Source organism: Burkholderiaceae bacterium DAT-1 (genome assembly GCA_019084025.1).
Classification (GTDB): domain Bacteria; phylum Pseudomonadota; class Gammaproteobacteria; order Burkholderiales; family Chitinimonadaceae; genus DAT-1.
Window position 1 is genome coordinate 84128 of the sequence record JAHRBI010000001.1, and the last position, 22291, is coordinate 106418.

Below are 22291 nucleotides of genomic sequence, written 5' to 3' on the forward strand. Positions count from 1 at the left end.
TCGATTATCTAGCCGGTCAGAAACCCAGCGCGAAATTGCCATGCCACAGCCACCATCCCAAGAACACCAGCACACCCACAATCATGGCCGATGCATAGTGATAGATGTAACCGGACTGCAGGCGACGGGTAACGCTGGAGAACACCGCAACCAGTTTGGCTGCGCCATTCACGAACAATCCGTCGATCAGCATGGTGTCACCAAGCTTCCAGAAGACCTTGCCAACACCTCGTCCGAAGGCAGCAAAACCCTGAATATACAGATGATCCATGTAGTACTTGTTTTCCAGCAGCGTGAACAGCGGCCCGGACATTTGCTTAATCTTGGCAGGAATCTGCGGTGCCTTCAGATAGAAGAACCATGCAACCAACACGCCGCTCAGTGCCAGAATAAACGGCAGGCTGGTGAATGAGTGCAGAGCCATACCCGCAGCATCATGGAATTGATGATGGAATTCATGAGTCATTTCTTCCATCACCGGATGCGCACCGCTATAGATGATGTTCTGGAAGAAATCGCCATACAGCATCGGTTCGATTGCGAAGTAGCCAATCAGCAGCGAAGGGATTGCCAGCGCAATCAGCGGTACAGTCACCACCCATGGCGACTCATGCGGCTTTTCGCCCGGAGCCAGACCGTGGTGATGGTCATCGCCATGATCGTCGTGACCGTGATGGTCATCATGTGCTTTACCGAAGCGTTCCTCGCCATGGAAGACCAGGAAGTACATACGGAAGGAATAGAAAGCAGTAACAAATACGCCAATCACAGCTGCAGCATACGCAAAGGACGAGCCGGCGAGATGCGAAGCCTTGACTGCCTCAATGATGGAATCCTTCGAATAGAAGCCGGAGAAGAACGGCGTACCAATCAAAGCGAGCGAACCAATCAGTGAGGTGAACCAGGTAATGCGCATATACTTGCTCAGACCACCCATGTTACGGATGTCCTGATCGTGATGCATACCCATGATGACGGAGCCGGCACCAAGGAACAACAGTGCCTTGAAGAATGCGTGAGTCATCAGATGGAAAACCGCTACTGAGTAGGCTGAAGCGCCAAGAGCGATCGTCATGTAACCAAGCTGAGACAACGTCGAATACGCTACCACGCGCTTGATATCGTTCTGGATGATCCCCAGAAATCCCATGAACAACGCTGTAATGGCACCGATCACCATCACAAAATTCAGTGCAACATCGGACAGTTCATAGATCGGCGACATACGAGCGACCATGAAGATCCCGGCAGTTACCATTGTTGCAGCGTGAATCAACGCGGAAATTGGAGTTGGACCTTCCATCGAATCTGGAAGCCACACATGCAGCGGAAACTGAGCCGACTTACCCATCGCGCCGACGAACAGCAAAATACATGTTACTGCGAGCAATGGCCATTGCACGCCTGAAAATATGGAGATTGTCTTGGCTTGCCAGATGGCAGCCTGGCTACCTTGCAGCTGATCGAATACCTGTTTGTAATCAAATGTGCCGAAATGGGTCAGTACAAGACCAATGCCCAGCAGGAAACCAAAGTCACCAACGCGGTTAACCAGGAACGCCTTGAGATTGGCAAAAATGGCTGTCGGGCGTGTATACCAGAAACCGATCAGCAAGTAGGACACCAAACCCACTGCTTCCCAGCCAAAGAACAACTGCACGAAGTTGTTACTCATCACCAGCATCAGCATGGAGAAGGTAAACAAAGAAATGTAGCTGAAGAAACGCTGATACCCAGGATCGTCATGCATGTAGCCGATGGTGTACAGGTGAACCATCAGTGATACGAACGTCACCACAACCATCATCATGGCAGTCAGCTTATCCACCAGGAAACCGACATTGACATCGATCCCATCAATAGTCAGCGCGGTATACACATTGCCATTGTAAGCAGCACCACCGTGCATCAAATCCCAGAGGACGTTGATCGAGCATACGCACGCGGCGGCCACACCTAGAATCGTGACAGTGTGCGCACCAGCTCGTCCGATCAGGCGGCCAAAAAGGCCAGCCAGAATCGCCCCGAACAGGGGAAAGAGTGGGATCAACAAGTAAAGCGTCGGTTTATCCATGATTGCAGGCAATCTAATCTGTTTTCTTCAGGCCACTTTCGTGGCCACGTTTCGCTGCAAGGTGCTGCTAGAAGCAACACCGCCAAAGACCGGGTTATCCCTTCAGGGAACCCAGATCCTGCACGTTGATCGAACGCAGGTTACGGAACAGCACCACCAGAATCGCCAGACCAATGGCAGATTCCGCTGCTGCAACCGTCAAAATAAAGAACACGAAAATCTGTCCGTCTACGTTGCCGAGGAACTTGGAAAACGCGACGAAATTGATATTCACCGCCAGCAACATCAACTCAATCGCCATCAGCAACACAATGATGTTTTTGCGATTCATGAAAATGCCAAACACTGCAACGGCAAACAGCAATGCTGCAAGTACAAGGTAATGGGTCAAAGTCACGATAGGTATCCTTGTGCTTTCCAGTTACGCAGCCGGCTTATCGGCATCGACTTGTTCAACCACTTCGACTTCAGCGGCCATCTTGACGATACGCACTCGATCCGCCTTCTTGACCGCAATCTGATCTGCCGGGTTGAGATAGCGAGTATTTTTCCGCTTACGAACCGTCAAGGAAATCGCAGCAATGATCGCCACAACCAGCAACACCGCAGCCAGTTCAAACGGGAACAGGTAATGGGTGTAGATCGGCACACCAAGTTGATGCAGATTTGTTTCACCGGCTGGAATTGGCGCCACTGCACCATAACCGCCGAGACCAGTGTCACGCGTCAGAAGAACTGCCAGCATTTCAACTGCCATGATCCCACCAACAACTGCTGCAGTTGGCAGATAGCTCCAGAATCCCTTACGCAACTCTTCGAAATTAATGTCCAGCATCATCACCACGAAGAGGAAAAGCACCATCACCGCGCCCACGTAAACAAGCACAAGGGAAATGGCGAGGAATTCAGCCTCGATCAACATCCACAAAACAGATGCGGTGAAAAACGATAGCACCAGACTCAGTGCAGCATGCACCGGATTGCGCGCAGTAATCACTCTGAGGGCAGAGCCCAGCAGGATGGCTGCGAACAGGTAGAACACGGCGGTAGTAAGCGTCATGATATTCCGCTACGTCCCATAGTTAAAAGTTGAACAGTTTTCCACTCAGCGATACTTCGCGTCAGCCGCACGTGCTTTCGCAATATCTGCTTCGTACCGATCGCCAACAGCTAGCAACATCGGCTTGGTGTAGTACAGATCACCACGTTTTTCGCCGTGGTATTCGTACACATGCGTTTCCACGATGGCATCGACCGGACAAGCTTCTTCACAGAACCCACAGAAGATGCACTTGGTCAGATCGATATCGTATCGGGAGGTACGACGAGTGCCATCGTCACGCACCTCGGACTCGATCGTAATGGCCATCGCCGGACAAACTGCCTCACACAGCTTACAAGCAATGCAACGCTCTTCGCCATTGGCGTATCGGCGTTGTGCATGCAGACCACGGAAACGCGGGCTGTAAGGTGTTTTTTCTTCCGGAAACTGCACCGTAATCTTGCGCTGGAACAGGTAGCGACCTGTCAGTGCAAGGCCCTTGACCAGCTCGAACAGCAGGAAGGACTTGAAGAAGTGATGAATCTTTTCCATGTTTCAGTCTCGTTCCCGATTACCACAGTGAGTAAGACGTTTGCATCCAGGTTGCCACCACCACGATCCATACCAGCGTGACGGGGATGAAAATCTTCCAGCCCAAACGCATCACCTGGTCATAGCGATATCGAGGGAAAGTCGCACGGAACCACAGGAAACAGAACAGAATAAACGCTGTCTTGAGAGCAAGCCAGACAAAACTCGAAGCACCCAGCATGCCCATGCTTGCAGGCAATGGTGACAACCAGCCTCCAAGGAACATGATCGATGTCATGATTGCAATCAGGATCATGTTGGCATATTCACCCAGGAAGAACAGGGCAAAACTCATGCCTGAATACTCGATCATATGTCCGGCAACGATTTCCGACTCACCTTCGGTCACGTCAAATGGCGCACGATTCGTTTCGGCAATGCCCGAAATCAAATAGACCAGAAAGAGCGGGAACAGCGGCAACCAGTTCCATGAAAAGATCGAGCCACCGGCAATACCCTTGGCCTGACCATTCACGATTTCAGTCAGATTCAGACTGCCTGACACCATGAGTACGCCAACCAGTGCGAAACCCATCGCCAGTTCGTAGGAAATCACCTGAGCAGAAGCTCGCATCGCACCAAGGAAGGCATATTTCGAGTTTGAAGCCCAGCCCGCGACAATGATGCCATACACACCGAGTGAGGTAATTGCCATCACATACAGCAGACCGGCATTCACATTAGCCAGCACCACTTCCGGAGCAAACGGTACGACTGCCCAAGCAGCGAGCGACGGCGCCAAAACCATGATCGGCGCAAAGAAATACAAACCGGTCGACGCTTTGGTCGGCGAAATGATTTCCTTCAGTAGCAGTTTGATACCATCGGCGATCGGTTGCAGCAAACCGAACGGACCCACACGATTCGGGCCAATACGGATCTGGATGTAACCAATCACCTTACGTTCTGCGAGCGTCAGGTAGGCAACACAACCAAACAGCGGGGCAACAATCAGAATAATCTTGATGAGCGCCCAAGCGGTCTCACCGCCCGTAGCGCCTAACATCGAGATCAAGCCATTATGCATTGTTTCGATCATTGTTCTGTTCCTCACGCACCAGCAACAGTCAGATTGCCGAATGCAGCTCCGAGTACAGCCGTAGCAGGATGTCCGGCGGCCACACGAACCACACCTTCAGGCAGTGTCGTATCGATTACAAGTGGCAGTACAACTTCACCATCCTGCTTCACACGCACCTGCTGGCCATCCTTCAGACCCAGCGTCGCAGCAGTAGAGGCAGACACCCCCACCACAGGCGCAGCAGCATCCTTAGTCGCCTGCAAGGAAGGCGCACGGCGCACCAATGCATCAGACTGATAAATCGGGACTTCACCCAAGCGAACCAAGCCAGATGTGGCATTCAACTGAATACCGACTGAATTAACCGCATTATTCAGCAGTGACTTAACAGAGTCCGCACCTTGCGGCAGCGCTTCAACGCGTACAGCTTCAGCCGTTTCATAATCGAAGCCATTGAGCCCCAGCAGGTTGCCGAGAACGCGCAATACCTTCCAACCTGGACGGGTATCACCAAGCGGCTTCACCACACCATTGAAAGACTGCGGCAAACCTTCCATATTCACAAAGGTACCGGCCGTTTCGCTAAACGGTGCAATTGGCAGCAGCACATCCGCGACATCCAGGCTGTGCTTGAACGGTGATGCGACAACAACCATTTCGGCCTGACTCAGTGCGGTCTGAGCCTGGGCAGTATTTGCCGCATCGATTGCCTCAGCGCCAAACAGTACAAATGCCTTACGTGCTTTTGCAAAAGCTGCAGGCTGTTTGGACAGGCTGACAATCTGTGCACCAACCGTGTTTGCTGCAGCCGACATCCAGCCGAACGTTGCACCAGTCAACTCAGACAGTTGATTACCAAGCACCGCAAGTTCCGCGGCACGGGGATGGTTTGCGGCCAGATTGCCGAACACCACACTGGCATGCTTACCTTCAGTTTGTGCGGCTTCAATCAATGATTGAGCGATCCGACGCGCCGTATCGGAAACGTGTGCCGATTCGACACCCGCCGGCAATATTGCGCCTTTGATTTCCGCAGCCGCCTTCACAACTGACGCGAGCGACTCAACCAGTTGGTCTGCGCGAACGATCAGTTTGTTTTCGACCTTGCACAGCAGGTTGTCGTCGGCCAGTGCCAGAATGGACAGCTTGCCGCCATGCTTAACAGTATGACGCAGACGCTGTGCGATCAGCGGTTGTTCCTTGCGCAGGTTCGAACCAACAACCAGCACAGCACTCGATGCTGCCAAGGAAGAAATGGTTTGACCCAGCCAGCTCACACCGGCCTGCGCAGAAGCCAGACGGCTATCCGACTCACGACCGCGTGTGTCGACGGCATCCACACCAAGACCGCCACGCACCAGCTTATTCAGCAGGAACAATTCTTCGATGGTGGAATGTGCGGAACCTACTGCGGCGACCGAATCTGCTCCATGATCGCGCACGACGGATTTCAATCCATTAGCAACGTATTCCAGCGCTGTCTGCCAGTCAGTTTCAATCCACTGACCGCCTTGCTTCAGCATCGGTTTTTGCAGACGATCCGCACTGTTCAGTGCTTCGTAGGAGAAACGATCACGGTCGGCAATCCAGCATTCGTTTACCGATTCGTTTTCTAGCGGCAGCACGCGCATCACGCGATTCTGCTTCACCTGAACCACCAGATTTGCGCCGAGACCATCGTGCGGACTCACACTCTTGCGACGTGACAGTTCCCACGTACGCGCTGTGTAACGGAATGGCTTGGAGGTCAGCGCGCCTACCGGGCACAAATCGATGACATTGCCGGAGATTTCTGAATCGACCGTCATACCGACAAAGGACATAATTTCAGAATGCTCACCACGATGAGCCATTCCAATTTCTTGCAGTCCAGCGATTTCCTCGGTGAAACGTACACAACGCGTGCAATGGATGCAACGGGTCATGTCAGTAGAAATCAGCGGACCTAGATCCTTATTGGACACAACACGCTTGTCTTCTTCATAACGAGAAGCACTGCCGCCGTATCCAACTGCCAGATCCTGCAACTGACATTCCCCACCCTGATCGCAGATCGGGCAATCCAGCGGGTGATTGATCAGCAGGAACTCCATCACACCCTGCTGGGCCTTAACGGCCATGTCGGAATGCGTGAATACCTTCATGCCATCCGTGACTGGAGTAGCACAGGCAGGCAGCGGCTTTGGTGCCTTCTCAACTTGCACAAGACACATGCGGCAGTTTGCCGCAATTGACAGCTTCTTGTGGTAGCAGAAATGCGGAATATAGGTCCCGTTTGCGCGGGCTGCCTCGATTACCGTGCTACCGTCAGGTACCGTCAGTTTCTTACCGTCGATTTCGATTTCTAGCATGATCGGTCGGCCAGGGCTTCTTCGTAAGTTTCAGAATGTGCCGGCTCAGAAGCCAGGCACAATGCATTTCTTGTTGTCGATGTGGTACTGGAATTCGTCACGGAAGTGACGCAGCATCCCTTGTACCGGCATCACAGCAGCATCACCCAGGGCACAAATGGTACGACCCGCGATGTTTTTGCCAACTGATTCGAGCAGCTCCAGATCTTCCGGACGACCCAAGCCATTTTCGATGCGATCGACCACACGGTACAGCCAGCCAGTACCTTCACGGCACGGCGTACACTGACCACAGGACTCTTCGTAGTAGAAGTAGGACAGACGACGCAGCGCCTTGACCATACAAACTGTTTCATCCATCACGATCACGGCACCTGAACCCAGCATCGACCCCGCTTTGGAGATGCTGTCGTAGTCCATGGTGCATTCCATCATGATGTGTGCAGGCAGAACCGGCGCAGACGATCCACCAGGGATCACTGCCTTCAGCTTCTTGCCGCCACGCATCCCACCGCACATTTCCAGCAATTCGGAGAACGGGGTGCCCAGTGGAATTTCATAGTTACCCGGACGATTCACATGACCCGATACCGAGAACAGCTTGGTGCCGCCATTGTTCGGTTTGCCAAGTTCCAGGAACTTCTGACCACCTTCACGGATGATATACGGCACCGATGCAAATGTTTCGGTGTTATTGATGGTGGTAGGCTTGCCATACAGACCAAAACTTGCCGGGAAAGGCGGCTTGAATCGCGGCTGCCCCTTCTTGCCTTCAAGCGATTCCAGCAAAGCTGTTTCTTCACCACAGATGTACGCGCCATAACCATGATGCGCATGCAGTTCGAAACAGAAGTCTGTACCCAGAATATTCTGGCCTAAGAAGCCAGCTTTACGCGCCTCTTCCAGCGCAGCTTCAAAACGCAGGTAATCTTCAAAAATCTCACCGTGGATATAGTTGTAACCAACCTTGATACCCATGGCGTAACCCGCAATGATCATCCCTTCGATCAGTGCATGCGGGTTCAGCTGAATGATGTCCTTGTCCTTGAAGGTGCCAGGTTCGCCCTCATCTGTATTGCAGACGAGATACTTGTCGCCCGGAAAGCTGCGGGGCATGAAGCTCCACTTCAGGCCAGTCGGGAAACCTGCGCCGCCACGACCACGCAGGGATGAAGTCTTCATCTCTGCAATCACAGCGTCCTGCGTGATTTTTTCATCGAGGATTTTACGCAGGGCGGCATAACCACCACGCTTCACATAGGCGTCGAGAGTCCAGCAATTCGGATCATCGAAATCAACGCCTTCGAAAATGATGCCTTTAACGTAAACGGTCATCGCGCTATCCGTCTTACTCGAGTTCAGCCAGCTTGCGATCAATCGCATCTGGCGTCATGTGATTGCACATGGAATGGTTGTTGACCAGCATGACCGGCGCATAACCACATGCACCCATGCACTCACCCTCAACCAGCGTATAACGACCATCAGCCGTTGTTTCACCAAAGCCAACACCCAGCTTTTTCTTCAGGTATTCACCGGCATCGGCACCACCTGAAAGCGCACATGGCAAATTGGTACACACAGTCAGCTTATGACGACCAACTGGCTTCTTATCGTACATATTGTAGAAAGTCGCCACTTCGTGTGCAGCCATGGGTGCAATGCCCAGATAGTCTGCTACGAACTTGATGGTGTCTGTCGACAACCAACCCTTTTCAACCTGCGCAATCCGCAGCGCGGACATGGTGGCCGAACGCTTCTGGTCTGCCGGATACTTGGCGACCTCGCGATCAATCTGGGCAAGAGAATCTTGGGAAAGCATCAGCGGTCAACCTCACCAAATACGATATCCTGGGTGCCGATAATCGCCACCACGTCTGACAGCATGTGTCCACGCGCCATTTCATCCAGCGCAGCCAGATGGCAATAGCCCGGCGCACGAATCTTCAGGCGGTACGGCTTATTGGCGCCATCAGACACCAGATAGATACCGAATTCACCCTTCGGATGTTCCACACTGGCATATGCCTCACCAGCCGGGACATGCATACCTTCAGTAAACAGCTTGAAGTGGTGGATCAGCTCTTCCATATTGCTCTTCATCGACTCGCGCTTAGGCGGTGCAACCTTGTGGTTGTCTACGATGACCGGGCCAGGATTCTTACGGAGCCAATCAATACACTGCTTGATAATTCGGTTGGACTGGCGCATTTCTTCGACACGCACCAGATAGCGGTCATAACAATCGCCATTGACGCCAACTGGAATGTCAAAATCAAGCTTATCGTACACTTCGTACGGCTGCTTTTTGCGCAAATCCCAAGCCACGCCAGAACCACGCAGCATTGCACCGGTAAACCCGAGTTGCAGGGCGCGCTCCGGAGACACCACGCCGATCCCTACGGTACGCTGCTTCCAGATACGATTGTCGGTCAGCAGGGTTTCGTATTCGTCGACGTATTTGGGGAAGCGATTGGTGAAATCTTCGATGAAATCGAGCAAGGAACCCTGACGATTCTCATTCAGACGCTTGATTTCTGCAGCATTTCGCACCTTGGATGCTTCGTACTGCGGCATGCTATCCGGCAGATCACGATAGACCCCACCCGGACGGTAATACGCCGCATGCATACGTGCACCGGAGACAGCCTCATAGCAATCCATCAGATCTTCACGTTCGCGGAAAGCGTACAAGAAGATCGTCATTGCGCCACAATCCAGGCCGTGCGCACCAATCCACATCAGATGGTTCAAAATCCGGGTGATTTCATCGAACATCACACGGATATACTGAGCGCGCACCGGCACATCGATACCGAGCAGCTTTTCAATTGCCATGCAGTACGCGTGCTCATTCGCCATCATGGACACATAGTCCAGACGATCCATATATGGCACGGATTGCAGGAATGTCTTGTGCTCTGCCAGCTTTTCGGTTGCACGATGCAGCAGACCGATATGCGGATCTGCTCGTTGCACCACCTCACCATCCAACTCAAGCACCAAACGCAGCACACCGTGCGCTGCCGGGTGCTGCGGGCCAAAGTTCAGAGTGTAATTCTTGATTTCAGACACCGTAGTTCTCCTCCCGGATGATGCGCGGTGTATTTTCCCGGGGCTCAATGCTGACAGGCTGATACACGACACGGCCAAGCTCTGCGTCGTAACGCATTTCCACATGGCCGGACAGCGGAAAATCTTTGCGGAACGGGTGACCAACGAAACCGTAGTCAGTCAGGATACGACGTAAATCCGGGTGACCAACATAGACGATGCCATACAAATCAAACGCTTCACGCTCGTACCAATTGATGGACGGCCATACCGTAACCATAGAAGACACGGTAGGATACTGGTCGTCATCACTGAAAACACGAACGCGCAAACGTTGATTGTGCGCAACGGAGAGTAGATGATAGACCGTTGCGAATCGCTTGCCTTCCCATGCACCGTCACCGTAAGCGGAATAGTCTACACCGCAGGCATCAACGCATGATTTGAAGAGAAACGATTGACCGTCACACAGGACACGGGCTACATCATCCCAATCCGTTGGACGTACAACCAGGGTCAACTCACCAAGACGGCTGGTCAGCGAAACAATCTTGTCGCCCAGCGATTGCTGGAGGGACTGTTGCAGGGTTTCTAGTTTGGTCGCCATGATATTCTGTGTCGGTTACAAGGCTTAGCGAGCGATTGTATTGGTACGCTTGATCTTGTTTTGCAACTGGATCAGACCGTACAACAACGCTTCGGCGGTCGGCGGACATCCCGGGACGTATACATCAACCGGAACAATGCGATCACACCCGCGAACAACCGAGTAAGAATAATGGTAGTAACCCCCACCATTTGCGCAAGAACCCATGGAAAGCACCCAGCGAGGTTCTGGCATCTGGTCATACACCTTGCGCAGAGCCGGAGCCATCTTATTGCACAGGGTGCCGGCAACGATCATCAGATCGGACTGCCGCGGACTTGGGCGAAACACAATACCGAAACGATCAAGATCGTAACGGGATGCGCCTGCGTGCATCATCTCAACCGCACAGCATGCCAAACCAAATGTCATCGGCCACAGCGAGCCTGTGCGGGTCCAGTTGATAACGGTGTCAAGGGTCGTTGTTACGAACCCTTTATCCATTACGCCCTGAGAGACGGGATTTTCTGCTACTCCCATTCCAGTGCCCCCTTCATCCATTCGTACACGAATCCCACCACGAGAATCCCGAGGAATACCATCATGGCCACATAACCCGCAAACCCGACGTCCTTGATCACCGCCGCCCATGGCAACAGGAATGCAACTTCAAGGTCGAACAGAATAAACAGAATGGCCACAAGGTAGTAACGCACATCGAACTGCATGCGCGCATCCTCAAAAGCTTCAAAGCCACACTCGAATGGAGATAGCTTCTCAGCATCGGGCTTATTAGTGCCCAGGATGAGACTGACAATTTTACCAAGGGCGATGGGTGCAACACCCACCAGCAACCCAACCAGCATGAAAAGCAAGACCGGGAAGTAGTTTTCGAGCATGGATGCTCCCGCCTGATTAAAACAATGCAGTGCTGCTTGCGCTATGGAAGTGTAGGCTGCGTTCGCCATACTTCCAATGAAATCGCCGCAAATTTATTGCGGCGATGATTTGAACTTGGTGCCGACAGTGAGACTCGAACTCACACAGCTTGCGCCACTACCCCCTCAAGATAGCGTGTCTACCAATTTCACCATGTCGGCATTAAAGAACTGACAGATTTTTCAATCTGATATTACAAGCTTACTTTGGAACAACAGGTTGATCCGCAGGCTTGGCCGGAGAGGTCGCCGGCTGGACAGTTGCGGGTACATTAGACATCACACCCAAACCGTCGTTTTTCTTGACCGTAGCAGCATCGGCATACACCAACACCAGCAAGGTCGCGAAGAAAATAGTAGCACAGAATGCTGTCATGCGACTCAGGAAACTTGCCGACCCAGACGAGCCAAACAAACTACCTGCAGAGCCACTACCAAATGCAGCACCCATATCAGCACCTTTGCCATGCTGAAGCAAAACGAGCACGATCACCGCCAGCGCTGACAGCACATTGATGACCTGGACAATCCCTTTGATTACTTCCATCGCTCTTTAACCTGCATTGCGGCAAAGGTTTACAAACTCTTCCGGAACAAGTGAGGCACCACCTACCAGCACGCCATCAACATCTTGAACCGACACAATTGAAGCCACATTAGATGACTTCACACTACCACCATACAGAACCGGCACATTTACCACCGATTTAATGAATCCGTGCATTTCTGCAATCTGACTCAACTCGGCAGTCCTACCTGTACCAATTGCCCATATTGGCTCATACGCAATCGACACACAACTCAGATCCGTCAAACCATTCAACACTGACAACTGCTCAGCGATAAATGCCTTCTCAGAACCCTCATCTCGCTGCTTCAACGCCTCACCTACGCACAATACAACGCGCAACCCAGCAGCCAAAGCAACCTTAATCTTTCGCGAGACAATTATATTTGTCTCAGCAAAGTATTCCCTTCGCTCAGAATGACCCAGAATGACCAGATCACACCCAACCTCATCAAGCATCGCAACCGAGACCTGCCCAGTATACGCACCCGACTCACGCTCATCACAGTCCTGCGCACCCACCCCAATCGGATGATCAGCCACACGCGACCGCACTTGCACAAGGTATGGAAACGGCACGCACAATGTCACATCAACATCGAAACTGGAACTCGACAGCCGATCAACAATTTGATCCACCAACAAACTGGAGCCATTCATTTTCCAGTTTGCTACGACATGCTTGCGCATTCTGTCGACTCCTTGCCGCCTGCAAAGGCTGCGCATTGTAGCCGCTTGTCGGCCTGACGTCAAACTTTTCATCCACCCATTTCTGCATGAGCGGATTTGTAATATTGGCGTAATGTTGCATTCTTAGTATTACCGGAACGTTTGCCATACACACCGGATCATCTCTTTATAGCCCGGTTTACAGGCACACACGTGGATTGTTCAACGGGAGAGACTCACTATGTTTATTCAATTTGGGCGCAAATTCGCCTTGGGCGTTGTCGCAGCAGCCATTGCCTCAGCTTCTTTCGCAGCTGACATTACCGGCGCAGGCGCAACCTTCCCGTACCCGCTCTACTCCAAGTGGTCCGAGGTATATAAAGCAAAAACAGGTACGGGCCTGAACTATCAATCGATCGGCTCGGGTGGCGGCGTCAAACAGATTGAAGCTAAAACTGTCGACTTCGGTGCAACTGATGAGCCAATGAAGGCAGACGACCTCAACAAGAAGGGTCTGGTTCAGTTTCCAACCGTCATCGGCGGTGTTGTTCCCGTTGTAAATATCCCAGGTATCACACCCGGGCAAATCAAGTTCACACCTGCCCTGCTTGCAGATATTTATCTCGGCAAGGTTAAGAACTGGAATGACCCGGCCATCGCAGCCCTGAACAAGGGTCTGAACCTGCCGAATCTGGCTATTAATGTCGTACGTCGCGCAGACGGTTCGGGTACCACCTTCAATTTCACCAACTACTTATCCAAGGTCAGCCCCGAATGGAAGGAAAAGGTTGGTGAAGGCAAGGCCGTTCAGTGGCCTGTTGGTGTAGGCGGTAAGGGTAACGAAGGCGTGTCTGCTTACGTACAACGCCTGAAGGGCGCCGTTGGTTACGTTGAATACATCTACGCAAAGCAGAACAAACTCAGCTACGTGCAATTGCAAAATAGCGAAGGCCAATTTGTTCTGCCGAGCGAAGACTCCTTCCGTGCTGCCGCTGCAGGCGTGGACTGGAAAGCTGCACCCGGCTTCTACCAGATCCTGACCAACGCGAAGGGCAAATCAAGCTGGCCGATCGCTGCTGCGACCTTCATTCTGGTTTACAAGAAGCAAGACAAGCCTGCCAACGGCGCGGAAGTGCTGAAGTTCTTTGACTGGGCACTGTCACCTGAAGGCCAGAAGATTTCCCTGGATATGGACTTTATCCCTATGCCAAACGAGACCGTTAACTTGATCCGCGCCAGCTGGAAGCAAGTGACCGACACAAACGGCAAGGAAATTCGTTAACCAGCACTTGCTGGACTCCATGGCACCTCCAATACGGAGGTTCCATCAGGCGGCAGGCTCCTTCAACGCCTGCCGTTTTGTACGTTATCGAGGTTGTAGTGCATATGTCAGACACTCACGCACGTCCACGCCGCCACTTCGGGGATACCTTATTTGTTTGGGTTACCCGATCTGCAGCCACACTAGTCCTGCTATTGCTGGTCGGCATCATGATTTCCCTGATTCATGGCAGCCTGCCCAGTCTCCAGAAATTTGGCATCGGTTTTCTATTCAATACAGCATGGAATCCAGTGACGAGTGAGTTTGGTGCCTGGCGTCCGATTCTAGGTACGCTGCTGAGCTCTGCCATTGCACTCTTGATTGCTGTGCCGACCAGTTTTGGGATTGCACTGTTTCTGACAGAAATGGCTCCTGCCTGGATTCGTCGTCCGCTCGGCATTGCGATTGAGCTGCTTGCAGGCATTCCATCCATCATTTACGGGATGTTTGGTTTTTTTACCGTTGCGCCGCTGCTCAGTGACTACGCACAGCCTTGGCTCACATCTAGCACTTCCGGCATCCCGTTAATAGGTCATCTATTCGATGGACCACCTTTTGGTATCGGGATTTTTACCGCAGGCTTGATTTTGGCCGTGATGATTATTCCGTTTATTGCCGCCGTCATGCGCGACGTGTTTGAAGTGGTACCTGCCATGCTGAAGGAATCAGCGTATGGCTTAGGTGCGACCACATGGGAAGTTGTCCGTAATGTCGTACTGCCCTACACCAAGGCTGGCGTAATTGGTGGCGTCATGCTCGGCCTCGGCCGTGCCCTTGGTGAAACAATGGCCGTAACCTTCGTCATCGGTAACTCTTACGATGCAGTTGAATCGCTGTTCCACCCCGGCAACTCTATTGCATCGAGTCTTGCCAATGAATTTAACGAGGCTCAGGACGAAATTCACCTCGCCTCGCTCATTAGCCTCGGCTTGATCCTGTTCCTGATCACCTTTGTGGTGCTTGCCCTGTCCAAACTGTTGCTGCTTCGCTTGCAAAAAGGCGAAGGCACCCACTCCTAAGGTCTGGTCACACAATGAACAACATGCTTTACTCCCGTCGCCGACTGGTGAACTACATTAACCTCACCCTGTCCTTTCTGGCCATGTGTTTTGGCTTGTTCTGGCTAGGCTGGATTCTGTTCACGCTGTTAAAGAGCGGATTTTCGGCCTTGAATGCGAATGTATTCACGATGTCGACACCCGCCCCCGGCAGCCCCGGCGGTCTGATCAATGCCATTTTCGGCAGTGTGATGATGTCCGTACTGGGCACGTTCATCGGTACGCCCATTGGCATTCTCGCTGGTATCTATCTTGCGGAATTTGGTCATCGGGGCTGGCTGGCACCCACAACCCGTTTCATCAACGACATTTTGCTCTCGGCTCCTTCGATCATTATTGGTTTATTCATCTACACCGTCTATGTAAAGCAGGTCGAGCATTACTCCGCATGGGCCGGTGCGATCGCCCTAGCAATCATTGTCATTCCCGTTGTTCTCCGACAAACCGAGAACATGTTAAAGCTGGTGCCTAACAGCATGCGTGAAGCTGCAGCTGCCCTCGGCACTCCGCAATGGAAAATTGTGGGCTATGTAACATTGCGCGCATCACGCGCAGGGATCCTGACAGGCATTTTGCTCGCCGTAGCGCGTATTTCAGGCGAAACAGCCCCCCTGCTCTTTACGGCATTTAATAACAAATTCTGGAGTACCAACCTGAATGCACCCATGGCAAATCTACCCTACGTGATCTCGCAGTTTGCCATGAGTCCTTACGAAGACTGGAAGCAGCTGGCATGGGCCGCATCGCTTCTGATTACTTTGAGTGTGCTGGGCATCAATGTGGTTGCCCGTGTTCTGCTCAAGCAAGAAAAATCTCACTGATATCCGCCAGCACAGGAAAGTTTTCTCAACATGGCACACCAAGATTCAAACATTGCCCTGGCCGTTCGTAATCTGAACTTCTTTTACGGCAATTTTCACGCGCTGAAAAACATCAATCTGGAAATTCCAGAGCGCAAGGTTCTTGCTTTCATCGGCCCATCAGGATGCGGCAAGTCCACCTTGCTGCGTACCTTCAATCGCATGTACGACCTGTATCCGAAATTGCGGGCAGAAGGTGAGATTCTGCTACACGGCAATAATATTCTCGATCCAAAAATTGATCTGAATATGTTGCGTGCAAAGGTGGGCATGGTATTTCAGAAGCCTACCCCTTTCCCCATGTCGATTTACGACAATATTGCGTTCGGCGTAAAGCTATACGAAAACCTGTCGCGATCTGAGATGGATGACCGTGTAGAGTGGGCGCTGCAAAAGGCGGCGCTGTGGAATGAAGTGAAAGACAAGCAGAAACAGTCCGGATTGGGACTGTCTGGCGGTCAGCAACAGCGTCTGTGCATTGCCCGTGCCGTTGCGGTCAAGCCTGAAGTGCTGCTTCTGGACGAGCCGACATCAGCTCTTGATCCGATTTCCACCGCACACATCGAGGAACTGGTTCACGAATTAAAAGACGATTACACAATCGCCATCGTGACGCACAATATGCAGCAGGCTGCCCGTGTATCTGACATCACCGCTTACATGTATCTTGGTGAATTGATTGAAGTGGGCGACACCGACATGATCTTTACCAAGCCGGGCCGCAAAGAAACGGAAGACTATATCACTGGCAAATTCGGCTGATATCTCCATGCAAACAAAAAGCGGCCAACAGGGCCGCTTTTTGTTTTAGCCAAGTGGAACTATCCAACTTCCGCTTGAACGACTTCAGCCAGGCGCTGCGCCCATTTCTCGGCCAAGCTGGCATCATTCGCTTCAACCATCACGCGCAGCACAGGCTCCGTACCGGACGGACGAAGCAGTACACGACCACGCTCTTTCAGATCCACCTCGGCCTCGACAAGTGCGCCTTGAATAGCGATGCTGTCGCGGAAATTAAATCCAGGGCGGGTCTTAACATTTTTCAGCACCTGAGGATATACCATCATATCGCTGACCAGCGCTGCTAGACTCTTTCCCGACGCACGTACTGCAGCGAGCACCTGAAGCGCAGAGACGATGCCATCGCCAGTTGTATGCTTGTCCAGGCATAGCAAATGACCTGAGCCCTCTCCCCCTACGTGCCAGCCATGCTCACGCAGCAACTCCAGTACATAGCGGTCACCGACTTTAGCACGCAAAAATGGAACATTCAGCTTGGCCAGGGCATGCTCCAGACCCAGATTGCTCATCAGCGTTCCGACTACGCCGCCATTGAGCATGCCCTGATCGTGGCGGTAACGTGCGATGGCGTAAACCAGACGGTCCCCATCGTACAAGGTTCCTTGACTGTCCACGATGACCACACGATCACCGTCACCATCCAGCGCAATACCAAAGTCTGCCTTTTCGGCAATCACGCGAGCTTGCATGGCTTCCGGCGCAGTCGCACCACAATCTTCGTTGATGTTCACGCCATTGGGCTGGTTTCCAATGACGATCAGATCAGCCCCCAACTCATGGAACACATGCGGTGCAATCTGATATCCAGCACCGTGCGCGCAGTCCACAACGAGCTTCAGACCACGCAAATCCATTTCCGCAGGAAATGTACTTTTACAAAATTCGATATAACGACCAGCGGCATCCGTTACACGCCATGCTCGACCTAAATCCGCAGAGTCTACACAGGAGATGCCTTTTTCCAGCTCTGCCTCAATTTCCAGTTCGACCGCATCATCCAACTTATGACCGCCAGCCGCGAAAAACTTGATCCCGTTATCGTAGTAAGGATTGTGCGAAGCTGAAATAACCACGCCCGCAGCGAACCGGAAGGCTCGCGTTAAATATGCGACACCAGGCGTCGTCAACGGACCGCACAGATGCACATGCACACCAGCAGCTGACAACCCTGCTTGCAGGGCTGATTCCAGCATATAGCCAGAGATACGGGTATCCTTGCCAATTAATACAGCGGGATGACTATCCCCGCTACGTTTTGCCAAAACTTTACCCGCTGCATACCCAAGTCGCATGGCAAATAATGGGTTGATGGGTTCTCCGCCCACACGTCCACGTACGCCATCCGTCCCAAAATACTTTCTGCTTGTCATACCGAATATTCCCCTCACATCCGTAAACTGCAGTTTACCTGCAGATCATGAAATTATTGCAATGCATGCAAAACCTTTAATGCATGTACGGTAGGCTCCACGGCGTGCACCCGAATAATGGAAGCGCCCTTTTGTGCTGCCATGATACTACTCGCAACCGTTGCCCAATCTCGCTGGGCCGCGGGCACGCCACCCAGGATATGCCCCAGCATCGATTTACGTGACACGCCAATCAACAGGGGCGAATTCAGCGCGAGAAATGCGGACAGATGACGAAAAAGCTCGGCGTTATGCTCGAAACTTTTTCCGAAACCAAATCCAGGATCGAGTACAACGCGCTCAGGCGCAATACCAGCAGCACATATCGTTTGTTTGCGTTGCGCCAGCCAAGTCAGCACATCACCCAATACAGAGTCATAACGAGGCGATGCCTGCATGGTTTGCGGGTCACCCTGCATGTGCATGAGGCAAATGCCTACAGAGCTATTTGCCACGGCCTCAATCGCACCAGCATCTCCCAGAGCGGCAATGTCATTCACCATATCTATACCTGCAGTGACGGCCGCACGCATGACCTCCGCCTTACTGGTATCGATTGATAATGGCACACCGGATGTAATCAGTGCTTCAATTACGGGCAATACGCGATCGAGTTCTTCGGCAACCGAAACGGCAGGTGCGCCAGGACGCGTTGACTCCCCTCCGATGTCAATGATATCCGCGCCCTCCTGAATCAATCGCTCTGCCTGTACCAGCGCATGATCGACGTGCTGAAAACGACCACCATCTGAAAAAGAATCTGGTGTGACATTCAAAATACCCATCACCAGAGGTCGTTCGAGTTGCCACTCAAAGCGGCCGCACCTAAAAACACGTGCCATCTGACTTCCATACAAAATCAAACATCATCGGACAACTGTTTCAATAAACGGCTGTATCACCACAATGCAAAAAGGCTGCCGGCACTCGGCAGCCTTTCGGCAATTCACCCTTTACACTTCAGGTGCGGGTGTTGTGCTCGCCGCAGGCGCACTGGGCTGATCCGGCCCACCTGACGTACCCGGCATACCACCCGCGGGACGAGGCGGACGCGGTGGCTTACCAGCCATGATATCGGCAATCTGATCTGAGTCGATCGTTTCCCACTCCAGCAGCGCATCGGTCATCGCTTCAACCTTGTCGCGATTCTCCTGCAGCAGCTGGCGAGCCAGCTCATACTGGGTATCGATGATGCGGCGAATTTCTGCATCGACCTTCTGCATGGTCGCTTCAGACATACTCTTATGGGTTGTTACCGAGCGACCCAGGAATACTTCGCCTTCATTTTCGGCATACACCATCGGGCCCAAGGCCTCACTCATCCCATATCGGGTGACCATATCGCGCGCAGTTTGTGTAGCGCGCTCGAAGTCATTGGAGGCACCTGTCGAGATATCGTCAGTGAAGAGCTCTTCCGCAACACGACCGCCAAACAGCATGGCGATATTGTCGAGCATCTGATGCTTGTACAGGCTGAAACGATCAACCTCTGGTAACGACCATGTCACCCCCAGTGCGCGGCCACGCGGAATGATGGTGACCTTATGCACAGGATCACACCCCTTGAGCAGTTCACCAATAATGGCGTGTCCCGCCTCGTGATAGGCCGTTTTCTTCTTATCCTCGGGCGTAATCACCATGGACTTGCGTTCAGGGCCCATGAAGATCTTGTCCTTGGCCTTCTCGAAGTCGTTCATGTCAACAAGTCGCTTGTTGCCACGCGCAGCAAAGAGCGCCGCTTCGTTCACCAGATTGGCCAGATCGGCACCGGACATACCGGGTGTACCGCGCGCAATCACGCTAGCACTGACATCATTGGCTACCGGCACTTTGCGCATATGCACGTTAAGAATCTGTTCGCGTCCGCGGATATCGGGCAGCGGCACAACGACCTGACGATCGAAACGACCCGGGCGCAGCAAGGCGGGATCCAGCACATCGGGACGATTGGTCGCAGCGATCACGATCACGCCCATATTGCCTTCAAAGCCGTCCATCTCGACCAGCATCTGGTTCAGTGTCTGTTCGCGCTCGTCATTACCACCGCCGAGACCTGCTCCACGCTGACGGCCGACTGCATCGATTTCATCAATAAAGATGATACAAGGTGCATTCTTTTTGGCATTTTCGAACATGTCGCGGACACGGGCAGCACCCACACCCACAAACATTTCGACGAAGTCAGAACCGGAAATCGAGAAGAACGGTACTTTTGCTTCGCCTGCAATCGCCTTGGCCAGCAACGTCTTACCTGTACCGGGCGAGCCCACCATCAGAATGCCGCGCGGAATGCGACCGCCCAGTTTCTGGAATTTGGATGGATCACGCAGGAAGTCGACCACTTCAGTCACTTCTTCCTTGGCTTCATCGCACCCTGCCACATCGGCAAAGGTAATGGCGTTGTTGTTTTCATCAAGCATGCGCGCACGGCTCTTGCCGAAGCTAAACGCACCACCCTTGCCACCGCCTTGCATCTGGCGCATGAAGAAGATCCATACGCCGATCAACAAGAGCATCGGGAACCAGTTGATTAGCAAGTTCGCCAGGAATGATGGCTCCTCAGGCGGATTCACCTTGAAAGTCACATGGCGTTCAAACAGGGTATCGATCAGCTTGGTGTCGTTTGGTGCGACAGTTTGAAAGCGCGTGCCATCTGAGTATTCGCCACGGATGACGGGCGGAATCAGATGCGGTGAATAGTCAATCACCACCTCTTTGACTCGACCGGATCTGACTTCCTGTATGAAATCAGAGTATTTGATCGGACCTTGCTGCTCACGCGATCTTGAAAATTGGTTGAACACCGTCATCAGTACGACAGCGATGATCACCCAGATCAGTACGGTTTTGCCTACATTATTCACGGCATGACTCCTTGTGCCGACAGTTCCTGTTTGCCGCCATCGGCCGCAGCAATAAACAACCTGATTGTAAACGTGAGCGCGCAGGCTGTCAGCTTACCTTACTTTTTCCCACGACCCAGCAGATAGATTTCACTGGAACGATCGCGTGATGCAGACGGCTTTCGCGAAACAACGGTCTGAAATTCTGTACGCATGTCTTTCAGGTACTCCTCAAAGCCACTACCCTGAAAGGTTTTGACCAGAAACTGTCCGCCAGGTTTCAGCCAGTCACGACAGAAATCAAGCGCAAGCTCGCATAAATGAAAGCTGCGCGCCTGATCCATCACGGCCATTCCACTGATATTGGGTGCCATATCGCAAATAACAAGGTCTACAAGACGTCCATCGAGCAAATTCAGGAAAGCATTTAAGGTTTCCTCCTCACGGAAGTCGCCCTGAATGAAGTCGACACCAGCCAGCGGCGCCATTTCCAGAATATCCAGCGCGAACACACGCCCGGAGGGGCCTACCAGATCCCGAGCCATTTGCGACCAGCTACCGGGTGCCGCACCAAGATCCGCCACCCACATCCCTTGCTTGAACAGTTTATCTTTGTCGTTGATTTCGCTGAGTTTGTAGGCTGCACGTGAACGATACCCATCTTTTTGTGCTTGATGGACATAATGATCATTCACATGTTCTTGAAGCCATGCTTTACTGGTCTTAGAGCGTGCCATAATGTTACTATCTTGGGTTTTTTGCGATTTTCGAGGTTGAACCAAATGTTAGAACTCACCAGAGACGAGCGCATGTTTTTGCGCGCGCAAGCACATGGCCTCAGTCCTGTCGTTATGATAGGCAACAATGGGCTGACCGATGCCGTGATTCGCGAGATCGCCATCAACCTCGATGCACACGAACTCATTAAAGTTCGTGTCTTGGGCGATGATCGCGAACAGCGCAACACTTGGTTTCAAGAAATTTGCGAACAGTTGGGCTGTGCCCCTGTTCAGCACATCGGCAAATTGCTGGTTTTGTATCGCCCAGGCGAAACACCGCGCATCGAATTGCCGAAGCCTGCGCGCAAGAAGCGTTAAATGTTCAG

23 protein-coding genes and 1 tRNA gene are annotated in these 22291 nt (G+C 52.4%); 5 read left to right on the forward strand and 19 right to left on the reverse strand.

Going from position 1 to position 22291, the window contains the following annotated elements:
* Nucleotides 1-16 precede the first annotated feature (16 nt).
* The 15 genes from nuoL to tpiA all read right to left on the reverse strand — a co-directional run bounded on the left by nuoL (nucleotide 17) and on the right by tpiA (nucleotide 12885).
* Nucleotides 17-2074, reverse strand: a complete 2058-nt coding sequence (gene nuoL, locus KSF73_00415; protein ID MBV1774168.1) for an NADH-quinone oxidoreductase subunit L — start codon at nucleotides 2072-2074, stop codon at nucleotides 17-19.
* 94 nt (nucleotides 2075-2168) lie between these two features.
* Nucleotides 2169-2474 carry an NADH-quinone oxidoreductase subunit NuoK gene (nuoK, locus tag KSF73_00420; protein MBV1774169.1) on the reverse strand — a complete coding sequence of 102 codons (306 nt, stop codon included), beginning with the start codon at nucleotides 2472-2474 and terminating at the stop codon, nucleotides 2169-2171.
* 21 nt (nucleotides 2475-2495) lie between these two features.
* The gene (locus KSF73_00425; GenBank protein ID MBV1774170.1) at nucleotides 2496-3134 is read right to left on the reverse strand and encodes an NADH-quinone oxidoreductase subunit J; all 639 of its coding nucleotides are present in this window, start codon (nucleotides 3132-3134) and stop codon (nucleotides 2496-2498) included.
* A 45-nt stretch (nucleotides 3135-3179) separates the two neighbouring features.
* Nucleotides 3180-3668 carry an NADH-quinone oxidoreductase subunit NuoI gene (gene nuoI, locus KSF73_00430; protein MBV1774171.1) on the reverse strand — a complete coding sequence of 163 codons (489 nt, stop codon included), beginning with the start codon at nucleotides 3666-3668 and terminating at the stop codon, nucleotides 3180-3182.
* A gap of 19 nt (nucleotides 3669-3687) precedes the next feature.
* A complete protein-coding gene (gene nuoH / locus KSF73_00435; GenBank protein MBV1774172.1) occupies nucleotides 3688-4746 on the reverse strand; it encodes an NADH-quinone oxidoreductase subunit NuoH in 1059 nt (352 codons plus the stop codon).
* 11 nt (nucleotides 4747-4757) lie between these two features.
* Nucleotides 4758-7079 carry an NADH-quinone oxidoreductase subunit NuoG gene (nuoG, locus tag KSF73_00440; protein ID MBV1774173.1) on the reverse strand — a complete coding sequence of 774 codons (2322 nt, stop codon included), beginning with the start codon at nucleotides 7077-7079 and terminating at the stop codon, nucleotides 4758-4760.
* A gap of 45 nt (nucleotides 7080-7124) precedes the next feature.
* On the reverse strand, nucleotides 7125-8414 hold the full coding sequence (gene nuoF, locus KSF73_00445) for an NADH-quinone oxidoreductase subunit NuoF (GenBank protein ID MBV1774174.1): 1290 nt from the start codon (nucleotides 8412-8414) through the stop codon (nucleotides 7125-7127).
* 13 nt (nucleotides 8415-8427) lie between these two features.
* The gene (nuoE, locus tag KSF73_00450; protein ID MBV1774175.1) at nucleotides 8428-8901 is read right to left on the reverse strand and encodes an NADH-quinone oxidoreductase subunit NuoE; all 474 of its coding nucleotides are present in this window, start codon (nucleotides 8899-8901) and stop codon (nucleotides 8428-8430) included.
* Nucleotides 8901-10154 carry an NADH-quinone oxidoreductase subunit D gene (locus KSF73_00455; protein MBV1774176.1) on the reverse strand — a complete coding sequence of 418 codons (1254 nt, stop codon included), beginning with the start codon at nucleotides 10152-10154 and terminating at the stop codon, nucleotides 8901-8903. The genes nuoE and KSF73_00455 overlap by 1 nt, the downstream gene beginning before the upstream one ends.
* Nucleotides 10147-10740 (reverse strand): NADH-quinone oxidoreductase subunit C, encoded by a 594-nt coding sequence (locus tag KSF73_00460; GenBank protein MBV1774177.1) that lies wholly within the window; start codon nucleotides 10738-10740, stop codon nucleotides 10147-10149. The genes KSF73_00455 and KSF73_00460 overlap by 8 nt, the downstream gene beginning before the upstream one ends.
* Before the next feature lie 24 nt (nucleotides 10741-10764).
* A complete protein-coding gene (locus KSF73_00465) occupies nucleotides 10765-11259 on the reverse strand; it encodes an NADH-quinone oxidoreductase subunit B (protein ID MBV1774178.1) in 495 nt (164 codons plus the stop codon).
* Nucleotides 11250-11618 (reverse strand): NADH-quinone oxidoreductase subunit A, encoded by a 369-nt coding sequence (gene ndhC, locus KSF73_00470; GenBank protein ID MBV1774179.1) that lies wholly within the window; start codon nucleotides 11616-11618, stop codon nucleotides 11250-11252. The genes KSF73_00465 and ndhC overlap by 10 nt, the downstream gene beginning before the upstream one ends.
* 116 nt (nucleotides 11619-11734) lie before the next feature.
* Nucleotides 11735-11819 (reverse strand) — tRNA-Leu (locus tag KSF73_00475).
* A 40-nt stretch (nucleotides 11820-11859) separates the two neighbouring features.
* Nucleotides 11860-12204 carry a preprotein translocase subunit SecG gene (gene secG, locus KSF73_00480; protein ID MBV1774180.1) on the reverse strand — a complete coding sequence of 115 codons (345 nt, stop codon included), beginning with the start codon at nucleotides 12202-12204 and terminating at the stop codon, nucleotides 11860-11862.
* A gap of 6 nt (nucleotides 12205-12210) precedes the next feature.
* Entirely contained in the window at nucleotides 12211-12885 is a 675-nt protein-coding gene (gene tpiA, locus KSF73_00485) for a triose-phosphate isomerase (GenBank protein ID MBV1774181.1), read from the reverse strand.
* Nucleotides 12886-13135: 250 nt separating this feature from the next.
* Here tpiA and pstS point away from each other — a divergent pair, with 250 nt between their 5' ends.
* The 4 genes from pstS to pstB all read left to right on the forward strand — a co-directional run bounded on the left by pstS (nucleotide 13136) and on the right by pstB (nucleotide 16895).
* Nucleotides 13136-14176 carry a phosphate ABC transporter substrate-binding protein PstS gene (gene pstS / locus KSF73_00490; protein MBV1774182.1) on the forward strand — a complete coding sequence of 347 codons (1041 nt, stop codon included), beginning with the start codon at nucleotides 13136-13138 and terminating at the stop codon, nucleotides 14174-14176.
* 104 nt (nucleotides 14177-14280) lie between these two features.
* A complete protein-coding gene (gene pstC, locus KSF73_00495) occupies nucleotides 14281-15234 on the forward strand; it encodes a phosphate ABC transporter permease subunit PstC (GenBank protein ID MBV1774183.1) in 954 nt (317 codons plus the stop codon).
* 14 nt (nucleotides 15235-15248) lie between these two features.
* Nucleotides 15249-16094 (forward strand): phosphate ABC transporter permease PstA, encoded by an 846-nt coding sequence (pstA, locus tag KSF73_00500; protein MBV1774184.1) that lies wholly within the window; start codon nucleotides 15249-15251, stop codon nucleotides 16092-16094.
* Nucleotides 16095-16124: 30 nt separating this feature from the next.
* Entirely contained in the window at nucleotides 16125-16895 is a 771-nt protein-coding gene (gene pstB / locus KSF73_00505) for a phosphate ABC transporter ATP-binding protein PstB (protein ID MBV1774185.1), read from the forward strand.
* Between the two features lie 59 nt (nucleotides 16896-16954).
* On the opposite strand, the gene glmM is transcribed toward pstB, so the two are convergent.
* The 4 genes from glmM to rlmE all read right to left on the reverse strand — a co-directional run bounded on the left by glmM (nucleotide 16955) and on the right by rlmE (nucleotide 21923).
* Nucleotides 16955-18304 carry a phosphoglucosamine mutase gene (gene glmM, locus KSF73_00510; protein ID MBV1774186.1) on the reverse strand — a complete coding sequence of 450 codons (1350 nt, stop codon included), beginning with the start codon at nucleotides 18302-18304 and terminating at the stop codon, nucleotides 16955-16957.
* A 53-nt stretch (nucleotides 18305-18357) separates the two neighbouring features.
* Entirely contained in the window at nucleotides 18358-19185 is an 828-nt protein-coding gene (gene folP, locus KSF73_00515) for a dihydropteroate synthase (GenBank protein ID MBV1774187.1), read from the reverse strand.
* A 111-nt stretch (nucleotides 19186-19296) separates the two neighbouring features.
* Nucleotides 19297-21153 (reverse strand): ATP-dependent zinc metalloprotease FtsH, encoded by a 1857-nt coding sequence (ftsH, locus tag KSF73_00520; GenBank protein ID MBV1774188.1) that lies wholly within the window; start codon nucleotides 21151-21153, stop codon nucleotides 19297-19299.
* 152 nt (nucleotides 21154-21305) lie between these two features.
* Complete coding sequence (rlmE, locus tag KSF73_00525) at nucleotides 21306-21923, reverse strand: 23S rRNA (uridine(2552)-2'-O)-methyltransferase RlmE (protein MBV1774189.1); 618 nt, start codon at nucleotides 21921-21923, stop codon at nucleotides 21306-21308.
* A gap of 45 nt (nucleotides 21924-21968) precedes the next feature.
* Between rlmE and yhbY the strand changes: the two genes are divergently transcribed.
* Nucleotides 21969-22283, forward strand: a complete 315-nt coding sequence (yhbY, locus tag KSF73_00530) for a ribosome assembly RNA-binding protein YhbY (protein ID MBV1774190.1) — start codon at nucleotides 21969-21971, stop codon at nucleotides 22281-22283.
* The last annotated feature ends 8 nt before the right edge of the window (nucleotides 22284-22291 follow it).

Bases quoted from the DNA above. Each gene is read 5' to 3' on its own strand.
- nuoL (MBV1774168.1), bottom strand. From the start codon at position 2,074: ATGGATAAACCGACGCTTTACTTGTTGATCCCACTCTTTCCCCTGTTC.
- nuoG (MBV1774173.1), bottom strand. From the start codon at position 7,079: ATGCTAGAAATCGAAATCGACGGTAAGAAACTGACGGTACCTGACGGT.
- yhbY (MBV1774190.1), top strand. From the start codon at position 21,969: ATGTTAGAACTCACCAGAGACGAGCGCATGTTTTTGCGCGCGCAAGCA.
- folP (MBV1774187.1), bottom strand. From the start codon at position 19,185: ATGGCACGTGTTTTTAGGTGCGGCCGCTTTGAGTGGCAACTCGAACGA.
- glmM (MBV1774186.1), bottom strand. From the start codon at position 18,304: ATGACAAGCAGAAAGTATTTTGGGACGGATGGCGTACGTGGACGTGTG.
- pstS (MBV1774182.1), top strand. From the start codon at position 13,136: ATGTTTATTCAATTTGGGCGCAAATTCGCCTTGGGCGTTGTCGCAGCA.
- KSF73_00425 (MBV1774170.1), bottom strand. From the start codon at position 3,134: ATGACGCTTACTACCGCCGTGTTCTACCTGTTCGCAGCCATCCTGCTG.
- nuoH (MBV1774172.1), bottom strand. From the start codon at position 4,746: ATGATCGAAACAATGCATAATGGCTTGATCTCGATGTTAGGCGCTACG.
- pstB (MBV1774185.1), top strand. From the start codon at position 16,125: ATGGCACACCAAGATTCAAACATTGCCCTGGCCGTTCGTAATCTGAAC.
- KSF73_00465 (MBV1774178.1), bottom strand. From the start codon at position 11,259: ATGGGAGTAGCAGAAAATCCCGTCTCTCAGGGCGTAATGGATAAAGGG.
- nuoF (MBV1774174.1), bottom strand. From the start codon at position 8,414: ATGACCGTTTACGTTAAAGGCATCATTTTCGAAGGCGTTGATTTCGAT.
- ndhC (MBV1774179.1), bottom strand. From the start codon at position 11,618: ATGCTCGAAAACTACTTCCCGGTCTTGCTTTTCATGCTGGTTGGGTTG.
- ftsH (MBV1774188.1), bottom strand. From the start codon at position 21,153: ATGACGGTGTTCAACCAATTTTCAAGATCGCGTGAGCAGCAAGGTCCG.
- tpiA (MBV1774181.1), bottom strand. From the start codon at position 12,885: ATGAATGGCTCCAGTTTGTTGGTGGATCAAATTGTTGATCGGCTGTCG.
- nuoI (MBV1774171.1), bottom strand. From the start codon at position 3,668: ATGGAAAAGATTCATCACTTCTTCAAGTCCTTCCTGCTGTTCGAGCTG.
- rlmE (MBV1774189.1), bottom strand. From the start codon at position 21,923: ATGGCACGCTCTAAGACCAGTAAAGCATGGCTTCAAGAACATGTGAAT.
- pstC (MBV1774183.1), top strand. From the start codon at position 14,281: ATGTCAGACACTCACGCACGTCCACGCCGCCACTTCGGGGATACCTTA.
- secG (MBV1774180.1), bottom strand. From the start codon at position 12,204: ATGGAAGTAATCAAAGGGATTGTCCAGGTCATCAATGTGCTGTCAGCG.
- nuoE (MBV1774175.1), bottom strand. From the start codon at position 8,901: ATGCTTTCCCAAGATTCTCTTGCCCAGATTGATCGCGAGGTCGCCAAG.
- pstA (MBV1774184.1), top strand. From the start codon at position 15,249: ATGAACAACATGCTTTACTCCCGTCGCCGACTGGTGAACTACATTAAC.
- KSF73_00460 (MBV1774177.1), bottom strand. From the start codon at position 10,740: ATGGCGACCAAACTAGAAACCCTGCAACAGTCCCTCCAGCAATCGCTG.